This window comes from Pseudomonas sp. 2,4-D (assembly GCF_030418155.1).
GTDB classification, from domain to species: Bacteria; Pseudomonadota; Gammaproteobacteria; order Pseudomonadales; family Pseudomonadaceae; genus Aquipseudomonas; species Aquipseudomonas alloputida.
In genome coordinates this window covers 136,879-153,861 of the sequence record NZ_JAUHUI010000006.1, presented here as the reverse complement: position 1 = coordinate 153,861, position 16,983 = coordinate 136,879, and the positions used below count along the sequence as shown (strand labels likewise).

Here is a 16,983-nt window from a genome sequence, read left to right as displayed (position 1 = left end):
ATCCATGCGTATAGCAATCATCGGCAGTGGCATCGCGGGGCTGACCTGCGCCCATTTGCTGTCACGCAAGCACGAAGTCACGGTTTTCGAGGCTGAGCAATGGGTCGGGGGCCACACGCACACCCTTGATGTGGTCTGGAACGGCCAGCGCCATGCAATAGATACCGGTTTCATCGTCTTCAACGACTGGACGTACCCGAACTTCATCCGCTTGCTCGACCAGCTTCAAGTGCCATCGCAGCCGACCGAGATGAGCTTTTCCGTGCATGACCCGATTACGGGCCTGGAATATAACGGCCACGACCTGAACACCCTGTTCGCCCAACGCAGCAACCTGGTGTCCCCAGGGTTCTGGGGGATGATCCGGGACATTCTGCGTTTCAACCGTCAGGCACTGGCCGACCTGGACAACCAGCGTATCGATGCCAGCACCACGCTGGGCGACTACCTTCAAGCGAACCGCTATGGGCAACGCTTCATCGATCATTACATCGTGCCGATGGGGTCGGCGATCTGGTCGATGTCTCGCGCAGACATGCTCCACTTCCCGCTTGAGTTCTTCGTGCGCTTCTGCCGCAACCACGGCTTGCTGTCGGTCAACCAACGTCCACAGTGGCGGGTGATCAAAGGCGGCTCGCGCAGCTATGTCGCACCGCTGTGCCGGCCCTTCGCTGAGCGCATCCGCCTCAACTGCAAGGTCTACCGGGTCAGCCGCGACGAAGGTGGCGTGACCCTCGTGAGCGCGGCTGGCACCGAGCGCTTCGACAATGTGGTGTTCGCTTGTCACAGCGATCAGGCCCTGGCACTGCTGGAAAGCCCCAGCAACCAGGAGCGCGCCGTACTCAGCGCCATCGATTACGCCAGCAACGACGTGGTGCTGCACACTGATACCCGCCTGCTGCCACGCCGCCAGCGCGCCTGGGCCAGCTGGAACTACCGCCTGGGCGGCCCTGAGCGGGCTCCCGCCGCGCTGACCTACAACATGAACATTCTGCAGGGTATCCAGGCCCCGACAACCTTCTGTGTGAGCCTCAACCAGACCGCACTGATAGACCCGGCGCAGGTCATCGCCCGCTTCCAGTACGCCCATCCCCAGTACAGCGTTGCAGCGTCGGCTGCCCAGGCATGCCAAGGACAACTGCAAGGGCAACAGCACAGTTACTTCTGTGGCGCCTACTGGGGCAATGGCTTTCATGAAGACGGGGTGGTCAGCGCACTGAAGGTGGCCGCGCACTTCGGAGAGCAACTGTGAACAGCAGCCTCTGCATGGGCTGGATCAGCCACCGACGGCTGACGCCGCGGGTCCACGCGTTCCGCTACCGGATCGGCATGTTCTACCTGGACCTGGACGAACAATCCTGGCTGATGGGCCTGTCACGCTTGCTGGGACGCTGGCGCCTGGCGCCGTTGTGCTGGCGCGAGACCGACTACCTGCCCGCCCTGACCCGCCAAGGCGAATCGCTGGCCCAGGCTGCACGCTTGCTGGTCGGGCAGGCGACGGGGCACCTGCCCGAAGGCCGGGTACAGCTGCTCACGCAACTGAGGTGCTGGGGGCTGTCGTTCAACCCGGTGAGTTTCTATTTCTGCCATGACCGCGACGGGCGCCTGACCGCGATCCTGATGGAAGTGCGCAACACGCCCTGGCGTGAACGCTTTCATTACGTGCTCCCGGTGCAAGGCAACCTTGCCAGGCCCTTCAGCGTCGGCAAGGCCTTCCATGTGTCGCCGTTCATGTCGTTGGACATGGACTATCGCCTGCGCTTTTTCCTGGACACGGACCATGTACGCATTCAGATGCAGAACTGGCAAGGCGGCACAAAGGTGTTCGAGGCCGATCTCGCCCTGCGCCGCAAGCCACTGGATGGAGCAGCGCTACGTCGGTATGTCCTGAACTTCCCATGGATGAGCCTGCGCACTGTCTCGGCCATCTACTGGCAAGCGCTTCGCCTGTTACTCAAACGCACCCCCGTGCATGACCACACCACCTGCCAGCGTGACCTGGCACTCGGCCAACCTTGCGAGGACCTTGATGATGTCAAATCCCACCCTGAGCGTTAGCAAGTTCGCAGGCCTTGCGCCACTGCTCGGCGGGCTGGCACGAAGCGCCGTGCTCGCCCAGTTGAGCAAGCTGCGTCACGGCCACCTGCGCCTGCTCAGCCACGGGCAGCAGTGGAGTTTCGGTGATGCCGACAGCCCGTTCCAGGCCGAGGTGGAGATCCTCGATGACGCCACCTGGAGCCTGATCGCCGGCAATGGCTCGATCGGTGCTGGCGAAGCCTACATTCACGGCTATTGGCGCAGCCCCGACCTGGCGCTGGTGACCCGCCTGTTCGTCGCCAACCTTGAAGTGCTTGACGCGCTAGAGGGCGGCCTGGCCCGCTTGGGCCGCCCTGCCCTGCGCCTGCTGCACCGGCTCAACCGCAACGACAAGCGCGGTGCCCGGCGCAACATCCTGGCCCACTACGACTTGGGCAATGCCCTGTTCGAGCGGCTGCTGGACCCCACCATGATGTATTCGGCTGCGCAATTCGAACACCCTGAGCAAACACTGGAGCAGGCCCAGTTGCACAAGCTGGAGCGCATCTGCCAGAAGCTCGAACTGAGCCCTGACGATCACCTGCTGGAAATTGGCAGCGGCTGGGGCAGCCTCGCTATCCACGCAGCCACCCGCTACGGCTGCAGGGTCACCACCACGACGCTCTCCGAGGCGCAGTACAGCCATACCCTGGAACGCGTCAAGGCCTTGGGGCTGGGGCAGCGCGTGCAAGTGCTGCGCGAAGACTACCGCGACCTTCAAGGCACGTTCGACAAACTGGTTTCGATCGAGATGATCGAAGCGGTCGGTCATCGCTACCTGCCGGTGTATTTCCGCCAGTGTGCTTCGCTGCTCAAGCCTGAAGGCCTGATGCTATTGCAGGCGATCACCATCCGCGACCAGCGCTATGCCCAGGCGCAACGCTCGGTAGACTTTATCCAGCGGTACATCTTCCCCGGTGGCGCCCTGCCTTCGCTAAGCGTGTTGCTCGACACCGCCAGCCGGCACACTGGCCTGAACCTTGTGCACATGGAAGATTTTGGCCTGGACTACGCCCACACCCTGCGACACTGGCGCGAAAACCTGCGTCAGGCACGCACTGCGCTGACGGACCTTGGCTACGACGACATGTTCCAGCGCCTGTGGGAGTTTTACCTCTGCTACTGCCAGGGCGGTTTCGAGGAACGCGCCATCGGTGTTGCGCACCTGCTCTGGGCAGCCCCCCAGGCACGCCGCGCGCCCTTGCCTGGCGGTGCCTGATGCCCAGCCGCTGGCTGATCGCCAATGCCCTCTGGCTGCAAGCCGGCTGGTGGGTCTGCGTGCTGGGGGCCGAGCGGCCTTTGCTGTTGCTGCTGGTGATTCCGGGCGTGGCAGTGCACCTGCGCCTGTGCCCGGACATCAATGCCGAGCTCAAGGCGCTGTTGCGTGTCACCTTTGTCGGCTGCGTGCTCGACAGCGTGCTGGGAGTACTGGGAGTGTTCGGTTTCGACGCCTGGCCCCTGCCGCTGTGGCTAGCGCTGCTGTGGTTGGTGCTGGCCAGCGGAATGCGTCACAGCCTGGCATGGGCCGGCAGGCACTGGCGAATCGGCGCACTGCTGGGGGCGCTTGGCGGCCCCCTGGCCTATGTAGGCGGCGCCAGGCTGGCAGGTGTCGCCTTGCCATTGGGCGCGCTGGAAACCAGCCTGCTACTGATGCCGATATGGGCTTTGGCCCTGCCCCTGCTGGCGCGCATCGCGGCGCGGCGCTGACCGCCGACATCGCTCGGAACAGTAGAGCACCTGCTCCCAACAGCGTGCCCAGCGCTTGCGCCAGGTGAACGGCCGGCCACACGCCACGCAAACCTTGCTGGGCAGAAGGCTCTTTTTCATAACGCCTGCCCCGCATCGAGCCGCGCCAGCAATGACTGGCCACGTTGCCACACGGCATCGCGACGGCCAGCGGGCATGCCATCAAGGCTGCGATAGACCAGGGCCAGGCGCGGGTTAGCCGAGAGCTGGGGGCGATGGCGAATGAGAAAATGCCAATACAAGGCATTGAATGGGCAGGCCTCCTCTTCAGTCACCTGGTCGACCCTGTAACTGCAAGCCTTGCAATGATCGGACATGCGCTGGATATAACGACCACTGGCGCAGTACGGCTTGGACCCCAGGTAGCCGCCGTCGGCGTGCATCACCATGCCAAGCGTGTTGGGCAGTTCGACCCATTCGAAGGCATCCATGTAGACCGCCAGGTACCACTCACAAATTGCGGTTGGCACGATACCGGCCAGCAAGGCGAAGTTGCCGGTAACCATCAACCGCTGGATATGGTGAGCGTAGCCCAACCGCAGGGTCTGCCCGATGGCTTGCGCCATGCAGCGCATGCGGGTGCGCCCGGTCCAGTAGAATTCTGGCAGCGCCCGGTCGTTGTTCAGGTGATTGAGCTCGGCATACGCCGGCATGCGCTGCCAATAGATGCCACGCACATACTCACGCCAGCCGATCAGCTGGCGAATGAAGCCTTCGGCTGCATTGAGCGGCACCCGCCCCTCGCGCCAGGCTGTGTCGACGTCGTCGCACAGACGACGTACATCCAGAAGGCCGATGTTGAGCGCCGCACTGATGCGCGCATGAAACAGGTACGGCTCGCCTTCGGCCATCGCGTCCTGGTAGTCACCGAAAACCGCCAGGCCGAAATCCAGAAAATGCTGCCACAGCTGTTGTGCCTCGGCATGGGTCACGGGGTAGTCGAAACCGTCGACGCCCCCGTAGTGGTCGCTGAAGCGCTGACGCACCAAGGCCACCACCGCTGCCGTGATGTCGTCTTGCGCAAAATGCGCAGCGAATAGGCCACGCAGCTGCCGTGGCAATGGCTTACGATTGTCGCCATCGAAATTCCAGGCCCCACCTGCCGGGCTGCCGTCAGGCTCCATGAGCAGGCCGGTTCGCTTGCGCATGCCACGATAGAAGTGCTCCATGCGCAGCTGGCGACGTTCTGTGGCCCAGCGCCCGAAGGCTTCACGGGAGCACAGAAAACGCGTGTCGCGAAACCACACAAGCGGCAGTGCTGCATCACGCAAGGCCTGCTCCAGGCGCCACTCACCGCACTCGGTCAAGTGAATGTGGGTAGCGCCCAAGGCTTGTTGCCATCGACGCAACTCACCCACGATGCTGCCGCTGTTACCCTCGGCATCCAGCTCGGCATAGTGCACCTGCCAACCCCGTTCACGCAGGGCCTGGGCAAAATGCCGCATGGCGCTGAAGATGAGAACGATCTTCAGCGGATGATGCGGTACGTATCGGGCCTCCCCCTCCACTTCCGCCATCAGGACCGCATCGCGAGCAGGATCAAGGGACGCCAGACTTGCCAGGTCAAACGACAATTGGTCACCCAGCACCAGGCCCAGGCGCATCGTCCGGGCTACCACTGGCTGGTGAGCGTTACCGGTACGCGCAGCGGCGCGATGGGGCCGTCGCGTTGCCCGCACATCTCATCGTGCACCACCTGCTGCACCAGCATGCACGGCACCGGCGGCAGGTCGGCCAGCAACTGCCGCAGTTCGGTCGTGGAGCGCACGCGCACGGGCTGCCCCTGGGCATCGCTCAATGTCACAGGGCCGGCGTCGGTCAGGGCGCGCAGGAGGTAGAAGCCCCCCTCCAGCGACAGCAGTTCAAGTTCCTTGGCTTCGCCGGTCGAAACCAGCTGGGTCAGCGCGATCAGGTTCATGGTGTGCCCTCTGGCAGGCGGCGGAAGAACAAGGTGATCTGGCCAATCTCAACGCCCAGCTTGCTCATGCTCGAGCGGTTGATCAGGGTGTCGTCATCCATGAGGTACATCCAGTCGTCCAGGTCTACCTGCCAGTGCCGCCCATCGACCGGCAGGTCCAGTTGGTAACGCCATCGCAGCGCATTGCCCGCCACCTCGCCACGCGCCTCGCCGATCACGTCCCCCGCGGTTCCCCGCCAGCGCCCGGGGCCGTCCGGCACCAGTGTCCAGGTACGCTGCTGGCGTGTGCCATCGCTATAGAGAAAGTGTTCGTCGAGGATCAGCCTTTCACCCTCGCGGCGGCTGTCGATGCGCACGTGGAAGCGCTTGACCACCTCTCCGGAACGCTTCTGGAACATCCCCCACGCCTGAACCGGGCGCGAGAAAAACGCCGCCAGGTCCAGCTTCGGCTGCTCCTGGCCATAGTGCTCGATACCGACATTGCCACAACTGCCAAGAAGCAGGCAGGCAGCTAGCAACAGCGCTTTGTACATGTTCAGGCTCCTCGGTCATCGCCAGCCAGCCCAAGCAGCCGCTGACGCAATTGGGGGTCTCTGGCCCGCGGGTCAAGCCAGATGGCGAAGAAGGCCCGGGCGAACACCGGATCATCGATCGCGTGGCTCAGCTTGCCGTCGACGTAAAAGCGGCAACCCTGCCCCGGCAGGTATAGGCCCGTGATGCGCATGCCAGGCGTCACGTCCACAAATGCCTGCTCTATCGCCTTGGTCCATGTTGCGCGTTGCTGTGCCGTCATGCTGCCGCCACCCAGGCGTTGCATTTCCTCAAGGCTGGCCTTGACCAGCGTGTCCCTGGACAATGAACGGTGATAGAGCAGCTCAAGGGCGAACGGCTGGTTCCAGTCCTGAACCGGGCCAACTGCCCATAACCGGGCGGTATACAGCCGCAGGCCAAACCAGGTGAAATCACCGGCGCCCAGCCGTTGCGCCGCAGGCAGTTGCGCTCGCCAGTCTGCCGCCGACGACATGGCGGCTAGCAGCAGGCAAAGACAGGTCCAACGTGCAGGGTGCGCCATTCTGACCTCGAGCACTTTGTTAAATACTATACAATAGTAGACGCTTGTACACATATTTGACGAGCAATGTACAGATTTCGATGCCCAGCATGCACATTTCTGTAAGACTCGCCCCCGTTATCGAACACCCATGAAAGTCGAGATAGAAGGAATTGCTCATGCTGTACGTCGTCATGCTCGGTGGACGCCACCCACGGGCCAATATCGAGGTCCACGACGTGTTGTTCGCGCAGGCGGACTCACTTGAACAGGCCTACCCCCATCTGCGCCAAGCCTGGTTCGGGAGCCGAACGGGCCTGCACATCGACGCATGGATGGAAGTCGACGGTATCGATCGCTACCGCGTCGCGTTCAGTCAGGTAGCACCTGGCCCACACGATCCCAGGTTGTTCTTCATCAACCTTGGCGGCTACGAGCCCGGGGTGTTTGGCGAGGCACACCGCTACCTGCTGGTGGTGGCCAGGGACAAGGCCGAGGCCAGGCAACTGGGCAAGCAGCGCCTGCAGGCAGACTGGCTCAAGCCGCATACCGACGCGGTACTGGACGTCGACGATTGCCTGCCGATCGACTGGGTGAACGACCGTTACGTGCATTTGATCGAAGGGCCCCATGACGGCTTACGGCAGTACAGCGACTATATCCTGCTGTGAGCTCACCCCTGCCATGTGCAAGAACGTTGGCAGGCATCACAGGACGAGGCGCCAGCGCCCAGCCAAGAGGACACGCGATGAGCCTGATCAACGACCTTCACACACCCGCCAACGTGCTGGTCTGCGGGGCCAGCCAAGGGATTGGCCTGGCATTGTGCACGCAGTTGCTGGCGCGCGATGACATCGGGCTGGTGTTCGCCGTTTCGCGACGAGCCACCACCAGCCCTGCGCTGGATACCTTGTTCACAGAGCACGGGCGACGGTTGGTTCGCCTCGATTGCGACGCCCGATCCGAGCAGGCACTGCACACTCTGGCAGCACAGGTGGGCGCCTGCTGCGACCAGCTGAACCTGGTCTTCAGCACGCTTGGCGTGCTGCAAGAAGGCCCGGCACGGGCTGAAAAAGCGCTGAACCAGCTTGATATGGCGGGGTTGCTGAGCAGTTTCACCACCAACTGTTTCGCCCCTGTTCTGCTGCTCAAGCATTTGCTGCCGCTGCTGCGTCGGCAACCGATGGCCTTCGTCGCCTTGTCGGCGCGGGTCGGGTCGATCGGCGACAATCATTTGGGGGGCTGGTACAGCTACCGTGCCAGCAAAGCCGCGCTCAACCAGCTTCTGCGCACTGCAAGCATCGAGCTGAAGCGACTGAACCCCGCGTCAACGGTACTTGCATTGCATCCCGGCACCACCGACACCCAGCTTTCCCGACCCTTTCAGGGCAATGTGCCGCCGGCCAAGCTGTTCTCGCCCGCGTTTGCCGCCACCTGCATCCTGGCGCTTGTGAGCCGTCACGGCCCGGCGCAGAGCGGAACGTTCTGGGCGTGGGACGGCACGTCGATTCCCTGGTGACGCGCGCGCAGAGTTCCCAGGCAAAGTCGATGAACCAGCCCTGAGCGAGAAGGGTCAACCCTTTATCTGACAACGGCAGAAGGAAGGGTGGAACGAATGGTTTCGTTTGATCTGCAACGGATGCTGATAGGCGACTTCCCTTTTACCTTTCTGCTGGAAGTTGCTGTGCGTGTTTCAGCGGCCTTCCTGGCCGTGTTCTTCTTTCTGAAATTCAGTGGCCGGCGCGGTATCAGACAGCTGTCCCGGTTCGAGCTCGTGGTCATTCTCACCCTGGGCTCAGCTGCCGGCGATGTGACCTTTTACGAGGACGTACCGCTGCTTCCGGTGGCCTTGGTTTTCCTCACACTGTTCATGCTTTACCGAGGAACGGTCTACCTCATGAGGCGAAACAGAACCTGCGAGGCCTGGATCGACGGGCTGCCAGTCACGGTAGTGAAAGATGGCATGTACGAAATCCATTCGCTGCGTCACATGAACATTTCACCGAATGAGCTGTTCATGGAGCTACGCCAGCAAGGTGTCGAGCACCTGGGCCAGGTTCGACTGGGCCTTCTGGAAACCGATGGCGATCTCAGTTTGTATTTCTACGATCAGCAAGACACACGCCCAGGCCTGTCAGTGCTGCCGGTCGAGCATCGCCCGGAGTACACATCGCCGCCCGGCGCCGGGTTGCATTGCTGCGTGAGCTGTGGTTTCCCGGCCTACCATGAGCCTCATGACACCCTGGCGTGTTCACGTTGCGGTCATACGGTCTGGTCGCCTGCATTGGATACCGTGCGCAACCGCTAGCAGGTTCTCCCCATACCGCCAGGCATCGAGCAGGAACTTTGCTCGCTGTTTGCAGGCCCTTATGAAAGGCCTATCAGCACGAGGAGAAAATGATGAGTGCACAATTGAACGGCAAGCGCGTGGCCTTTCTGGTCACCGATGGCTTTGAACAGGTGGAACTGACCGGCCCGCGTGAAGCCTTGGAAAACAGCGGCGCGGTGGTCGATATCCTGAGCGAGAAAGAAGGCACGGTACGTGGCTGGAACCATGACGAACCCGCCGACGCGTTCAGCGTGGATGCGACTTTCGACAGTGCGCAGCTTGACCTCTACGACGCCTTGGTGCTGCCCGGCGGTGTGCAGAACTCCGACACCATTCGCTTGATCCCCGGTGCGCAGAAACTGCTAAAAAGCCATGATGCGGCCGGCAGGCCGCTGGCGGTTATCTGCCACGGCGCGTGGCTGCTGATATCGAGCGGGTTGGCCAAAGGCAAGCGAATGACCAGCTACAAGACCTTGCAAGATGACATTCGCAATGCGGGCGGTACGTGGGTGGATGAACAAGTGGTGGTCGATGGCAACCTCATCACCAGCCGCCAGCCGGACGATATCCCAGCCTTCAATGAGCAACTGATCAAGGCACTGGCAGACTGACCCTGCTACTGCTCAGTGCGTGCTGGTCGCCCATGGTGCCAACCAGCACGCACTGATCACGCCAGCTGGATGAAAACCGAATAGCTGCCCAGCAACACCCAGAAGCACAGGAAAATCCAGGGCGTGCGCAAGGAAAAAAGCAGCGATTTGCGGTGCCCCGCCTGAGAGGTTTCGGCCTCGCAGAACAGCGGCGACTCGTCATAGGCCAGCCCCATCAGCGGCTCGCTGCGCAGCAAGTGGCTCTGCTTCATCTGCCAGTGCTCGATAATCCGGAAGGCCGCGCGGATGCCAGGCCAGGCATTCAGTGTACTGAGCACGCCGAGCAGTGCGAGAAAAGCCGGGACCATCAGGGTGAACATTTCGCCCCAGCTTTGGTTCAGGTTACCCATCGATGAAACGTAGGCGATCACCAGGAACGACTGGGCCGCAAGATAAGCGTCGGTACGGTTGGCCAGGATGGTGGTCTCATACTGAATTTCGCGTCGATAGAAATCCAGCCGCTCCTTGGGCGTACCGAACATCCTCTCGTTCGTCTGATCGATCTCATGTTCCGGCGTGGAAGGCGTGATGATTCGAGGCACTGCAGACTCCTTGATGACGTGGGCCTCACCCATGCCAGCAAGCCCCGTCAGCGGTAGAGCTAGGCGGAGGGTAAAAATTCACTGGGAATGGGTGCATCAACCGCTCGTCGCTCAGCACGAAGATCCACTTCAACACTGGCCTGGCGCGCCTTTCGAACGGGAATGAGCGTTCCAACCCTGCAGGAGCTTCCAGCATGAGCGACTACCCTACCCCTCCATTCCCATCCCAACCGCAAAGCGTTCCCGGTTCCCAGCGCAAGATGGATCCGTATCCGGACTGCGGTGAGCAGAGCTACACCGGCAACAATCGCCTCGCAGGCAAGATCGCCTTGATAACCGGTGCTGACAGCGGCATCGGGCGTGCGGTGGCCATTGCCTATGCCCGAGAAGGCGCTGACGTTGCCATTGCCTATCTGAATGAACACGACGATGCGCAGGAAACCGCGCGCTGGGTCAAAGCGGCTGGCCGCCAGTGCCTGCTGCTGCCCGGCGACCTTGCACAGAAACAGCACTGCCATGACATCGTCGACAAGACCGTGGCGCAGTTTGGTCGCATCGATATCCTGGTCAACAACGCCGCGTTCCAGATGGCCCATGAAAGCCTGGACGACATTGACGACGATGAATGGGTGAAGACCTTCGATACCAACATCACCGCCATTTTCCGCATTTGCCAGCGCGCTTTGCCCTCGATGCCAAAAGGCGGTTCGATCATCAACACCAGCTCGGTCAACTCTGACGACCCGTCACCCAGTTTGTTGGCCTATGCCGCGACCAAAGGTGCCATTGCCAATTTCACTGCAGGCCTTGCGCAATTGCTGGGCAAGCAGGGCATTCGCGTCAACAGCGTCGCACCCGGCCCGATCTGGACCCCGCTGATCCCGGCCACCATGCCTGATGAGGCGGTGAGAAACTTCGGTTCCGGTTACCCGATGGGACGGCCGGGTCAACCTGTGGAGGTGGCGCCAATCTATGTCTTGCTGGGGTCCGATGAGGCCAGCTACATCTCGGGTTCGCGGTACGCCGTGACAGGGGGCAAACCTATTCTGTGATCGTGCTGCCGACGCCCTGGTGCTGCCTGATCTGCTTCATACGCAAACAGGTACCCTTGAGTTCGCCGGTCGGGTCAAGGTGATGAAGGAGCTGCTTGAGCATCACATCGAGGAAGAGGAGGAAGCGCTCTTCCCTACCGCGAAAAAGCTGCTGGGGAAAGACCAACTGGACGAGCTGGGGCTCGCCATGCAAGCGCAGAAAAAACTGCTTAAGGATGAGCAACGGGCCGCTTGAGTCAAAAGCGCCAGGCCGGTTCGGGTGCGACCGGCCTGGCGCCATGGGTCAGTGTTTGGGACGCCGAGCACCACAAAGGCGCACTGCCGACATCCTCAAGGCTTTGCAGTGCGCCCTTTTTTCCACTGCGCCCTGGAGACACCTTCAGCGTAGCCGGTGACACCGATCGCTACCTGCTGAATGCGGCCGCCATGCTGAAGGAAGGCCTCGACCTGCTCGCAGATGCGCACATGGGCTTTTTGGGCCGCGCTGGGGTACGTCTGGGACATGTTGGCATCTCGGTTATGAGCCACTGAACGACAGTCACCCGAGCACGCACTATACACCTTGCATTGCCATCAGCGTCTGAAGCCTGCCAAAACCCTGCTTTTGTCGACCGAAGGGCGTGGCGATGGCGAGCTGCAAGCGCACAAGCCCAGGAATGCTTGCTCCAACATATGGAAATACGTATATTCGGCTTTCCGTATGTACAGGCACCCCCATGATCACACCGCCCGATGTCTTCAAGAGCCTCTCTGACGAAACCCGCGCTCGCGCCACTCTGCTTATCGCCAGCCTGGGCGAACTGTGCGTCTGCGAACTGATGTGCGCGCTCAACGACAGCCAACCCAAGATCAGTCGCCATCTGGCACAACTGCGCAGCAATGGCATGCTGCTGGACCGCCGTCAGGGCCAGTGGGTGTATTACCGCCTGAATCCGGAGCTGCCTTCCTGGGTTCACGAAGTGCTTCAGGTCACCTTGCAGGCCAATTCGCAATGGCTGGCTGACAATGCCCTTCGGCTGAAGAACATGGACGGTCGCCCCGTGCGTGATTCCGTCTGCTGCTGATCATCACCAAGCGAGATTTTCATGCTGCCCGCCATTGCTGTCTTCGTGTTCACCCTCATACTGGTCATCTGGCAGCCCAAGGGGCTCGGTGTTGGCTGGAGCGCCGCGCTAGGCGCCATCATCGCCCTGGCTACAGGCGTAGTTTCCCTGCATGACATCCCTGCCGTATGGGCCATTGTCTGGAACGCCACCGCCACGTTCATCGCGGTCATCATCATCAGCTTGCTGCTGGATGAGGCGGGTTTCTTCGAATGGGCCGCTTTGCATGTGGCGCGCTGGGCTAACGGCGGCGGCTACCGCCTGTTCGCCTTCTGCGTACTGCTCGGCGCCGCTGTATCGGCGCTGTTCGCCAACGACGGTGCGGCGCTGATCCTCACCCCCATCGTCATGTCGATGCTGCTCGCGCTGCGCTTTTCGCCCGCCGCGACACTGGCCTTTGTCATGGCCGCGGGCTTCATTGCCGACACGGCAAGCCTGCCGCTGGTGGTCTCCAACCTGGTCAACATCGTCTCGGCCGACTACTTCGGCCTGGGCTTCGCCGAATACGCATCGGTGATGGTGCCGGTGAACATCGCCAGCGTGGCGGCCACCCTGCTGGTGCTATTCCTGTACTTCCGTCGTGATATCCCCAAGCAGTACGCGCTCGATGCGCTGAAGGCGCCGAGCGAGGCAATTCATGACCACGCCACCTTCAAAGTCGGTGGGTGGGTGCTGCTGGTGCTGCTTGCAGGCCTGTTCGCACTGGAACCTCTGGGCATCCCGATCAGTGCGGTAGCCGCCGTCTGCGCCGCAATCCTCTTTGCCGTGGCCGCTCGCGGTCACCGCATCTCAACCCGTCGCGTGCTGCGGGAAGCGCCGTGGCAGGTGGTGATATTTTCGCTGGGCATGTATCTGGTGGTGTACGGCCTGAAGAACGCCGGCCTTACCGACATGCTCACCCACCTGCTGGACACGCTTGCCGAGCAGGGCCTGTGGAGCGCGGCCATTGGCACCGGGTTGATTTCCGCCCTGCTGTCCTCAGTCATGAACAACATGCCCAGCGTGCTGATCGGCGCATTGTCGATCCAGGCCAGCGGTGCAGAGGGCCTGGTACGTGAGGCGATGATCTACGCCAACGTCATCGGTTGCGACCTCGGCCCGAAGATCACCCCGATCGGCAGCCTCGCCACGCTGCTTTGGCTGCATGTGCTGGCGCGTAAAGGCGTGCGCATCACCTGGGGTTACTACTTCAAGGTCGGCCTGCTGCTCACGGTACCGGTTTTGCTGATCACCCTTTCTGCTCTGGCACTGCGCCTGAGCCTCTGACGTTCGCCCCCCAGCGGAGGAGCCCTCCATGCGAGTCCTGTTCATGTGCACGGCCAACAGTTGCCGCAGCATCCTTTCCGAAGCAATGTTCAACCACCTGGCACCGCCCGGTTTCGAGGCAGTCAGCTCTGGCAGCTTCCCCAAGGGCCAGGTGTTGCCACGCAGCCTGAGCACGTTGCAGCAAGCCAATATCTCGACCAAGGGCCTGAGCAGCAAAGGCAACGATGCGTTCGAGGGCAACCCGCCTGACATCGTCATCACCGTCTGCGACAAGGCCGCGGGCGAGGCCTGCCCGGTGTATTTCGGCCCTGCGCTGAAGTCGCATTGGGGGCTGGAAGACCCGTCCGATGTCGTGGGTGACGAAGCTTCGGTCGATGCGGCGTTCCGGGCCACACTGGCCCGCATCGAATCTCGCTGCCAGGCCTTCTTCGCGCTGCCGTTCGATCACCTCGACCGCGAGCAGCTCAAGCACGCGCTGGATCGCATCGGCTCGCTTTGAACAGGAAGAAAACATGTCCGAGCAACTGCCTAACCTCGACCTCACGCTGTTCGACCTGCCGCCTTCGGCAACCCCGACCTGCGAACACAAACCTCGCATCCTGCTGCTGTACGGGTCTACCCGAGAACGCTCCTTCAGTCGCTTGCTGGTAGAAGAAGCCGCGCGTCTGCTGGAGCACTTCGGTGCCGAAACCCGCACCTTCGACCCGTCGGGCCTGCCGCTGCCTGACGATGTACCCGTAGAGCATCCCAAGGTGCAGGAGCTGCGTGAACTGGTGCAGTGGTCAGAAGGCCAGGTGTGGTGCTCGCCAGAGCGCCATGGAGCGATGTCGGCGGTGTTCAAGGCACAGATCGACTGGATTCCCTTGGCGCTGGGGGCATTGCGCCCCACCCAAGGCAAGACCCTGGCCGTGATGCAGGTGTGCGGCGGCTCGCAGTCGTTCAACGTGGTCAACCAGTTGCGCGTGCTGGGCCGCTGGATGCGGATGTTCACCATCCCGAACCAGTCTTCGGTACCCAAGGCTTATCTGGAGTTCGACGACGCCGGGCGGATGAAGCCATCGCCGTACTACGATCGCGTGGTTGATGTCATGGAGGAGCTGGTGAAGTTTACCGTGCTGCTGCGCGACCGCCAGGCATTCCTGGTCGATCGCTATTCGGAGCGCAAGGAAAGCGCCGAGCAGCTATCTGAGCGGGTCAATCAGCGATCCATCTGAAGCAAAGGTGATTCAAGACAGTGGAAACGACAAGGTAGCGGCCAGCCCGCTACCCGCTCTGTTTTCAAGGCGTACCTGCCCCCCCATACGGTCGATGATGGTCGCGACGATGGACAGCCCAAGGCCAGCACCATTTGGGCTATTTCGGCTGTAAAAGCGCTCGAATACACGGGACAGGCTCTCCTCATCGATACCCGTCCCTTCATCCTCGACGACCAGTTCGACGCTGCTGTCCAGACGCCGCAGTGACACGGCGATGCGCCCCCCAGGCGGTGAGTGTTCTACCGCGTTGGACACCAGGTTCTGTAGCGCAATGCCCAGCGCGCCGGCGTCGATCTGCAGGTGGTGGTCCCCTTCGTCGATGTCCAGCGAGGGTTCCAGGCCTCGGTCCAGTATCCATGGGGTCAGTTCAGCCAGGGTTTCGGTGACGACCTCGGCCAGGTCGATCCGGGTGCTGGCTCGCTGGCCCAGTCTTGGCTCGACGCGGGCCAATGTCAGCAACTGGTTGACCACCCGTGTCAGCCGATCGACCCCGCCCACAAGAAAGCCCAGGGCTTTCTGGCGCTCGGCATCATTGCTGGCGGCCAGCGCGTTCTGCGCGTGCAGGCGCAATACGGCCAGAGGCGTACGCATTTCGTGGGCAGCATCGGCAATGAAGCGATGCTCGCGCCGCAGCAGATCGTCGATCTGCGCCAGCAAACGATTGATCGCGGCCTGCATGGGCTCCAGTTCAGTGGGAAGCGGTACCAGTTGCAGCGGCTCCAGCGAATCTGCATGACGCCCGCGGATGACATTGGCCATGTTCTGCAGTGGCCGCAGCCCCCAGCCGATCGCAGCCCAGACCAGCAGTGCCAACGCCAGGCTGCCAAGCAGGAACGGGAACAGCGTGTGACGAACGATGCGGTCGATCAGGTCGTAGCGCACATCATCACGCTCACCCACCCAGATAAGCCAGTGCTTTTCAGGCACCGGCAAAACGAAACCGCGCCATTGTTCACCGCCACTGGAAAAGTCGTAGAACCCTGGAGCAGTGGGTGGTGGGTCAATGGGCGGCGCACTGGGTGTATGCACCAGCAACGCCATGCCTTCACCCCAGACCTGGAACGCCAGCTTGCTTTCGTAAGGGTGCCCCACCTGGTGCCGCCCCGCTTTGCCCAAGGCATCGTTGAAGGCCTGATACAGCGCCTCACGCGAGCCCTCTTGTACCGGCATGCTCATGACGCCTTGCAGCAAACGCGCGTTCTGGGCCAGGTGCGCGTCATACACCTCGTTAATTTCGTGGCTGCTGTCGTGGTAGTTATAGAGCGCGAGCAGGCCGGTACCGAGTAGCAGCAAGAGCATCACGCGCCACAGCGTGCGCTGGCGAAGCGAGGTCATGCCTTGACCTCGACCAGATAGCCAATGCCGCGCACCGTGCGAATCAGGCCGTTGAACAGCTTCTTGCGCAGGTGGTAGATGTTTACCTCCAGCGTGTTGCTCTCCGGCTCTTCATCCCAGCCATACAGCAGTTGAGTCAGGCGCTCACGTGTGAATACCTTGCCGGGCTGTGCCAGCAACTCATGCAGCAGCACATACTCTTTGGGGGTGAGTACAACCTCGACGCCGTTGTATTGCACTTGCTGGGTGGTCGGATCCAGGCTGACCCCGGCATGCTCGATCAGCACCTTGGCGCGCCCGACGCTGCGCCGCAGCAAGGCGCGCAAGCGTGCCTTGAGCTCGTTGAGGTCGAAAGGCTTGACCAGGTAGTCATCGGCACCGGCATCCAGGCCGGCAATGCGATCATCGAGGGCATCCCGCGCGGTAAGGATCAGCACCGGCAAGCTGTCGCCGCCGGCGCGTAAACGCCTGAGTAGCTCGAGGCCATCCATACGGGGCAATCCAAGATCCAGGATCAGCAGGTCGAAGGTCTCGTGTTGCAGCGCATGCAAGCCACCGACACCGTCACGCAACCAGTCGAGGGTGTACCCCTCCTGGCGCAAGCCGTCGCAGATCCCTTCACCCAGCGCGATGTCATCCTCAACCAGCAACAGCCGCAT

At 61.9% G+C, this 16,983-nt stretch carries 22 protein-coding genes and 1 pseudogene; 14 read left to right on the top strand and 9 right to left on the bottom strand.

Annotated elements, in window-relative coordinates:
* Window positions 1–4 precede the first annotated feature (4 nt).
* Genes QYE47_RS07490 through QYE47_RS07475 form a run of 4 tightly spaced genes read left to right on the top strand, consistent with a single transcriptional unit; the run spans window position 5 to window position 3,783 of the window.
* Window positions 5–1,252, top strand: coding sequence for an NAD(P)/FAD-dependent oxidoreductase (locus tag QYE47_RS07490; RefSeq protein ID WP_014591330.1), 1,248 nt, complete (start codon window positions 5–7; stop codon window positions 1,250–1,252).
* A complete protein-coding gene (locus tag QYE47_RS07485; protein WP_019436665.1) occupies window positions 1,249–2,058 on the top strand; it encodes a DUF1365 domain-containing protein in 810 nt (269 codons plus the stop codon). Before QYE47_RS07490 ends, QYE47_RS07485 begins: the two co-directional genes overlap by 4 nt.
* Window positions 2,033–3,295 carry a cyclopropane-fatty-acyl-phospholipid synthase family protein gene (locus tag QYE47_RS07480; RefSeq protein WP_019436666.1) on the top strand — a complete coding sequence of 421 codons (1,263 nt, stop codon included), beginning with the start codon at window positions 2,033–2,035 and terminating at the stop codon, window positions 3,293–3,295. The genes QYE47_RS07485 and QYE47_RS07480 overlap by 26 nt, the downstream gene beginning before the upstream one ends.
* Entirely contained in the window at window positions 3,295–3,783 is a 489-nt protein-coding gene (locus QYE47_RS07475) for a DUF2878 domain-containing protein (RefSeq protein ID WP_019436667.1), read from the top strand. Before QYE47_RS07480 ends, QYE47_RS07475 begins: the two co-directional genes overlap by 1 nt.
* On the opposite strand, the gene QYE47_RS07470 is transcribed toward QYE47_RS07475, so the two are convergent.
* Genes QYE47_RS07470 through QYE47_RS07450 form a run of 5 tightly spaced genes read right to left on the bottom strand, consistent with a single transcriptional unit; the run spans window position 3,721 to window position 6,812 of the window.
* Window positions 3,721–3,903 carry a DUF2256 domain-containing protein gene (locus tag QYE47_RS07470; RefSeq protein WP_081343602.1) on the bottom strand — a complete coding sequence of 61 codons (183 nt, stop codon included), beginning with the start codon at window positions 3,901–3,903 and terminating at the stop codon, window positions 3,721–3,723. The two genes, QYE47_RS07475 and QYE47_RS07470, sit on opposite strands and share 63 nt — an antisense overlap.
* Complete coding sequence (locus QYE47_RS07465) at window positions 3,900–5,426, bottom strand: cryptochrome/photolyase family protein (protein ID WP_014591334.1); 1,527 nt, start codon at window positions 5,424–5,426, stop codon at window positions 3,900–3,902. The genes QYE47_RS07470 and QYE47_RS07465 overlap by 4 nt, the downstream gene beginning before the upstream one ends.
* Window positions 5,427–5,434: 8 nt before the next feature.
* On the bottom strand, window positions 5,435–5,740 hold the full coding sequence (locus QYE47_RS07460; RefSeq protein WP_003254009.1) for a DUF6482 family protein: 306 nt from the start codon (window positions 5,738–5,740) through the stop codon (window positions 5,435–5,437).
* Window positions 5,737–6,273 (bottom strand): DUF3833 domain-containing protein, encoded by a 537-nt coding sequence (locus QYE47_RS07455; protein WP_014591335.1) that lies wholly within the window; start codon window positions 6,271–6,273, stop codon window positions 5,737–5,739. The genes QYE47_RS07460 and QYE47_RS07455 overlap by 4 nt, the downstream gene beginning before the upstream one ends.
* 2 nt (window positions 6,274–6,275) lie before the next feature.
* A complete protein-coding gene (locus QYE47_RS07450; protein WP_014591336.1) occupies window positions 6,276–6,812 on the bottom strand; it encodes a chalcone isomerase family protein in 537 nt (178 codons plus the stop codon).
* A gap of 158 nt (window positions 6,813–6,970) precedes the next feature.
* On the opposite strand from QYE47_RS07450, the gene QYE47_RS07445 reads away from it, so the two are divergent.
* The 4 genes from QYE47_RS07445 to QYE47_RS07430 all read left to right on the top strand — a co-directional run bounded on the left by QYE47_RS07445 (window position 6,971) and on the right by QYE47_RS07430 (window position 9,731).
* Window positions 6,971–7,462 carry a DUF1543 domain-containing protein gene (locus QYE47_RS07445; protein ID WP_014591337.1) on the top strand — a complete coding sequence of 164 codons (492 nt, stop codon included), beginning with the start codon at window positions 6,971–6,973 and terminating at the stop codon, window positions 7,460–7,462.
* 77 nt (window positions 7,463–7,539) lie between these two features.
* Window positions 7,540–8,310, top strand: coding sequence for an SDR family NAD(P)-dependent oxidoreductase (locus QYE47_RS07440; protein WP_014591338.1), 771 nt, complete (start codon window positions 7,540–7,542; stop codon window positions 8,308–8,310).
* 96 nt (window positions 8,311–8,406) lie between these two features.
* Window positions 8,407–9,099: a DUF421 domain-containing protein gene (locus QYE47_RS07435; protein WP_003254014.1), complete on the top strand. Its 693-nt coding sequence runs from the start codon at window positions 8,407–8,409 to the stop codon at window positions 9,097–9,099.
* A gap of 92 nt (window positions 9,100–9,191) precedes the next feature.
* The gene (locus QYE47_RS07430; RefSeq protein ID WP_041167015.1) at window positions 9,192–9,731 is read left to right on the top strand and encodes a type 1 glutamine amidotransferase domain-containing protein; all 540 of its coding nucleotides are present in this window, start codon (window positions 9,192–9,194) and stop codon (window positions 9,729–9,731) included.
* Between the two features lie 56 nt (window positions 9,732–9,787).
* On the opposite strand, the gene QYE47_RS07425 is transcribed toward QYE47_RS07430, so the two are convergent.
* Window positions 9,788–10,312 (bottom strand): hypothetical protein, encoded by a 525-nt coding sequence (locus tag QYE47_RS07425; RefSeq protein ID WP_010953640.1) that lies wholly within the window; start codon window positions 10,310–10,312, stop codon window positions 9,788–9,790.
* Between the two features lie 194 nt (window positions 10,313–10,506).
* Here QYE47_RS07425 and QYE47_RS07420 point away from each other — a divergent pair, with 194 nt between their 5' ends.
* Window positions 10,507–11,364 (top strand): glucose 1-dehydrogenase, encoded by an 858-nt coding sequence (locus QYE47_RS07420; RefSeq protein ID WP_010953639.1) that lies wholly within the window; start codon window positions 10,507–10,509, stop codon window positions 11,362–11,364.
* Window positions 11,365–11,374: 10 nt separating this feature from the next.
* A pseudogene (locus QYE47_RS07415) lies at window positions 11,375–11,599 on the top strand (hemerythrin domain-containing protein); the annotation flags it as partial.
* 95 nt (window positions 11,600–11,694) lie between these two features.
* Here QYE47_RS07415 and QYE47_RS07410 read toward each other — a convergent pair.
* On the bottom strand, window positions 11,695–11,868 hold the full coding sequence (locus QYE47_RS07410; protein WP_017147688.1) for a hypothetical protein: 174 nt from the start codon (window positions 11,866–11,868) through the stop codon (window positions 11,695–11,697).
* A 212-nt stretch (window positions 11,869–12,080) separates the two neighbouring features.
* Between QYE47_RS07410 and QYE47_RS07405 the strand changes: the two genes are divergently transcribed.
* From QYE47_RS07405 to arsH, 4 genes are read left to right on the top strand one after another with little or no spacing between them, the layout of a single operon-like run.
* Window positions 12,081–12,428: a metalloregulator ArsR/SmtB family transcription factor gene (locus QYE47_RS07405; protein ID WP_014591344.1), complete on the top strand. Its 348-nt coding sequence runs from the start codon at window positions 12,081–12,083 to the stop codon at window positions 12,426–12,428.
* 21 nt (window positions 12,429–12,449) lie between these two features.
* Complete coding sequence (locus QYE47_RS07400) at window positions 12,450–13,733, top strand: arsenic transporter (RefSeq protein WP_070383851.1); 1,284 nt, start codon at window positions 12,450–12,452, stop codon at window positions 13,731–13,733.
* Between the two features lie 28 nt (window positions 13,734–13,761).
* On the top strand, window positions 13,762–14,232 hold the full coding sequence (locus QYE47_RS07395) for an arsenate reductase ArsC (protein ID WP_070383850.1): 471 nt from the start codon (window positions 13,762–13,764) through the stop codon (window positions 14,230–14,232).
* A gap of 13 nt (window positions 14,233–14,245) precedes the next feature.
* A complete protein-coding gene (gene arsH / locus QYE47_RS07390; RefSeq protein ID WP_010953631.1) occupies window positions 14,246–14,947 on the top strand; it encodes an arsenical resistance protein ArsH in 702 nt (233 codons plus the stop codon).
* 12 nt (window positions 14,948–14,959) lie between these two features.
* On the opposite strand, the gene QYE47_RS07385 is transcribed toward arsH, so the two are convergent.
* On the bottom strand, window positions 14,960–16,324 hold the full coding sequence (locus QYE47_RS07385; RefSeq protein WP_070383849.1) for a HAMP domain-containing sensor histidine kinase: 1,365 nt from the start codon (window positions 16,322–16,324) through the stop codon (window positions 14,960–14,962).
* Window positions 16,321–16,983 carry a response regulator gene (locus tag QYE47_RS07380; RefSeq protein ID WP_014591349.1) on the bottom strand — a complete coding sequence of 221 codons (663 nt, stop codon included), beginning with the start codon at window positions 16,981–16,983 and terminating at the stop codon, window positions 16,321–16,323. The genes QYE47_RS07385 and QYE47_RS07380 overlap by 4 nt, the downstream gene beginning before the upstream one ends.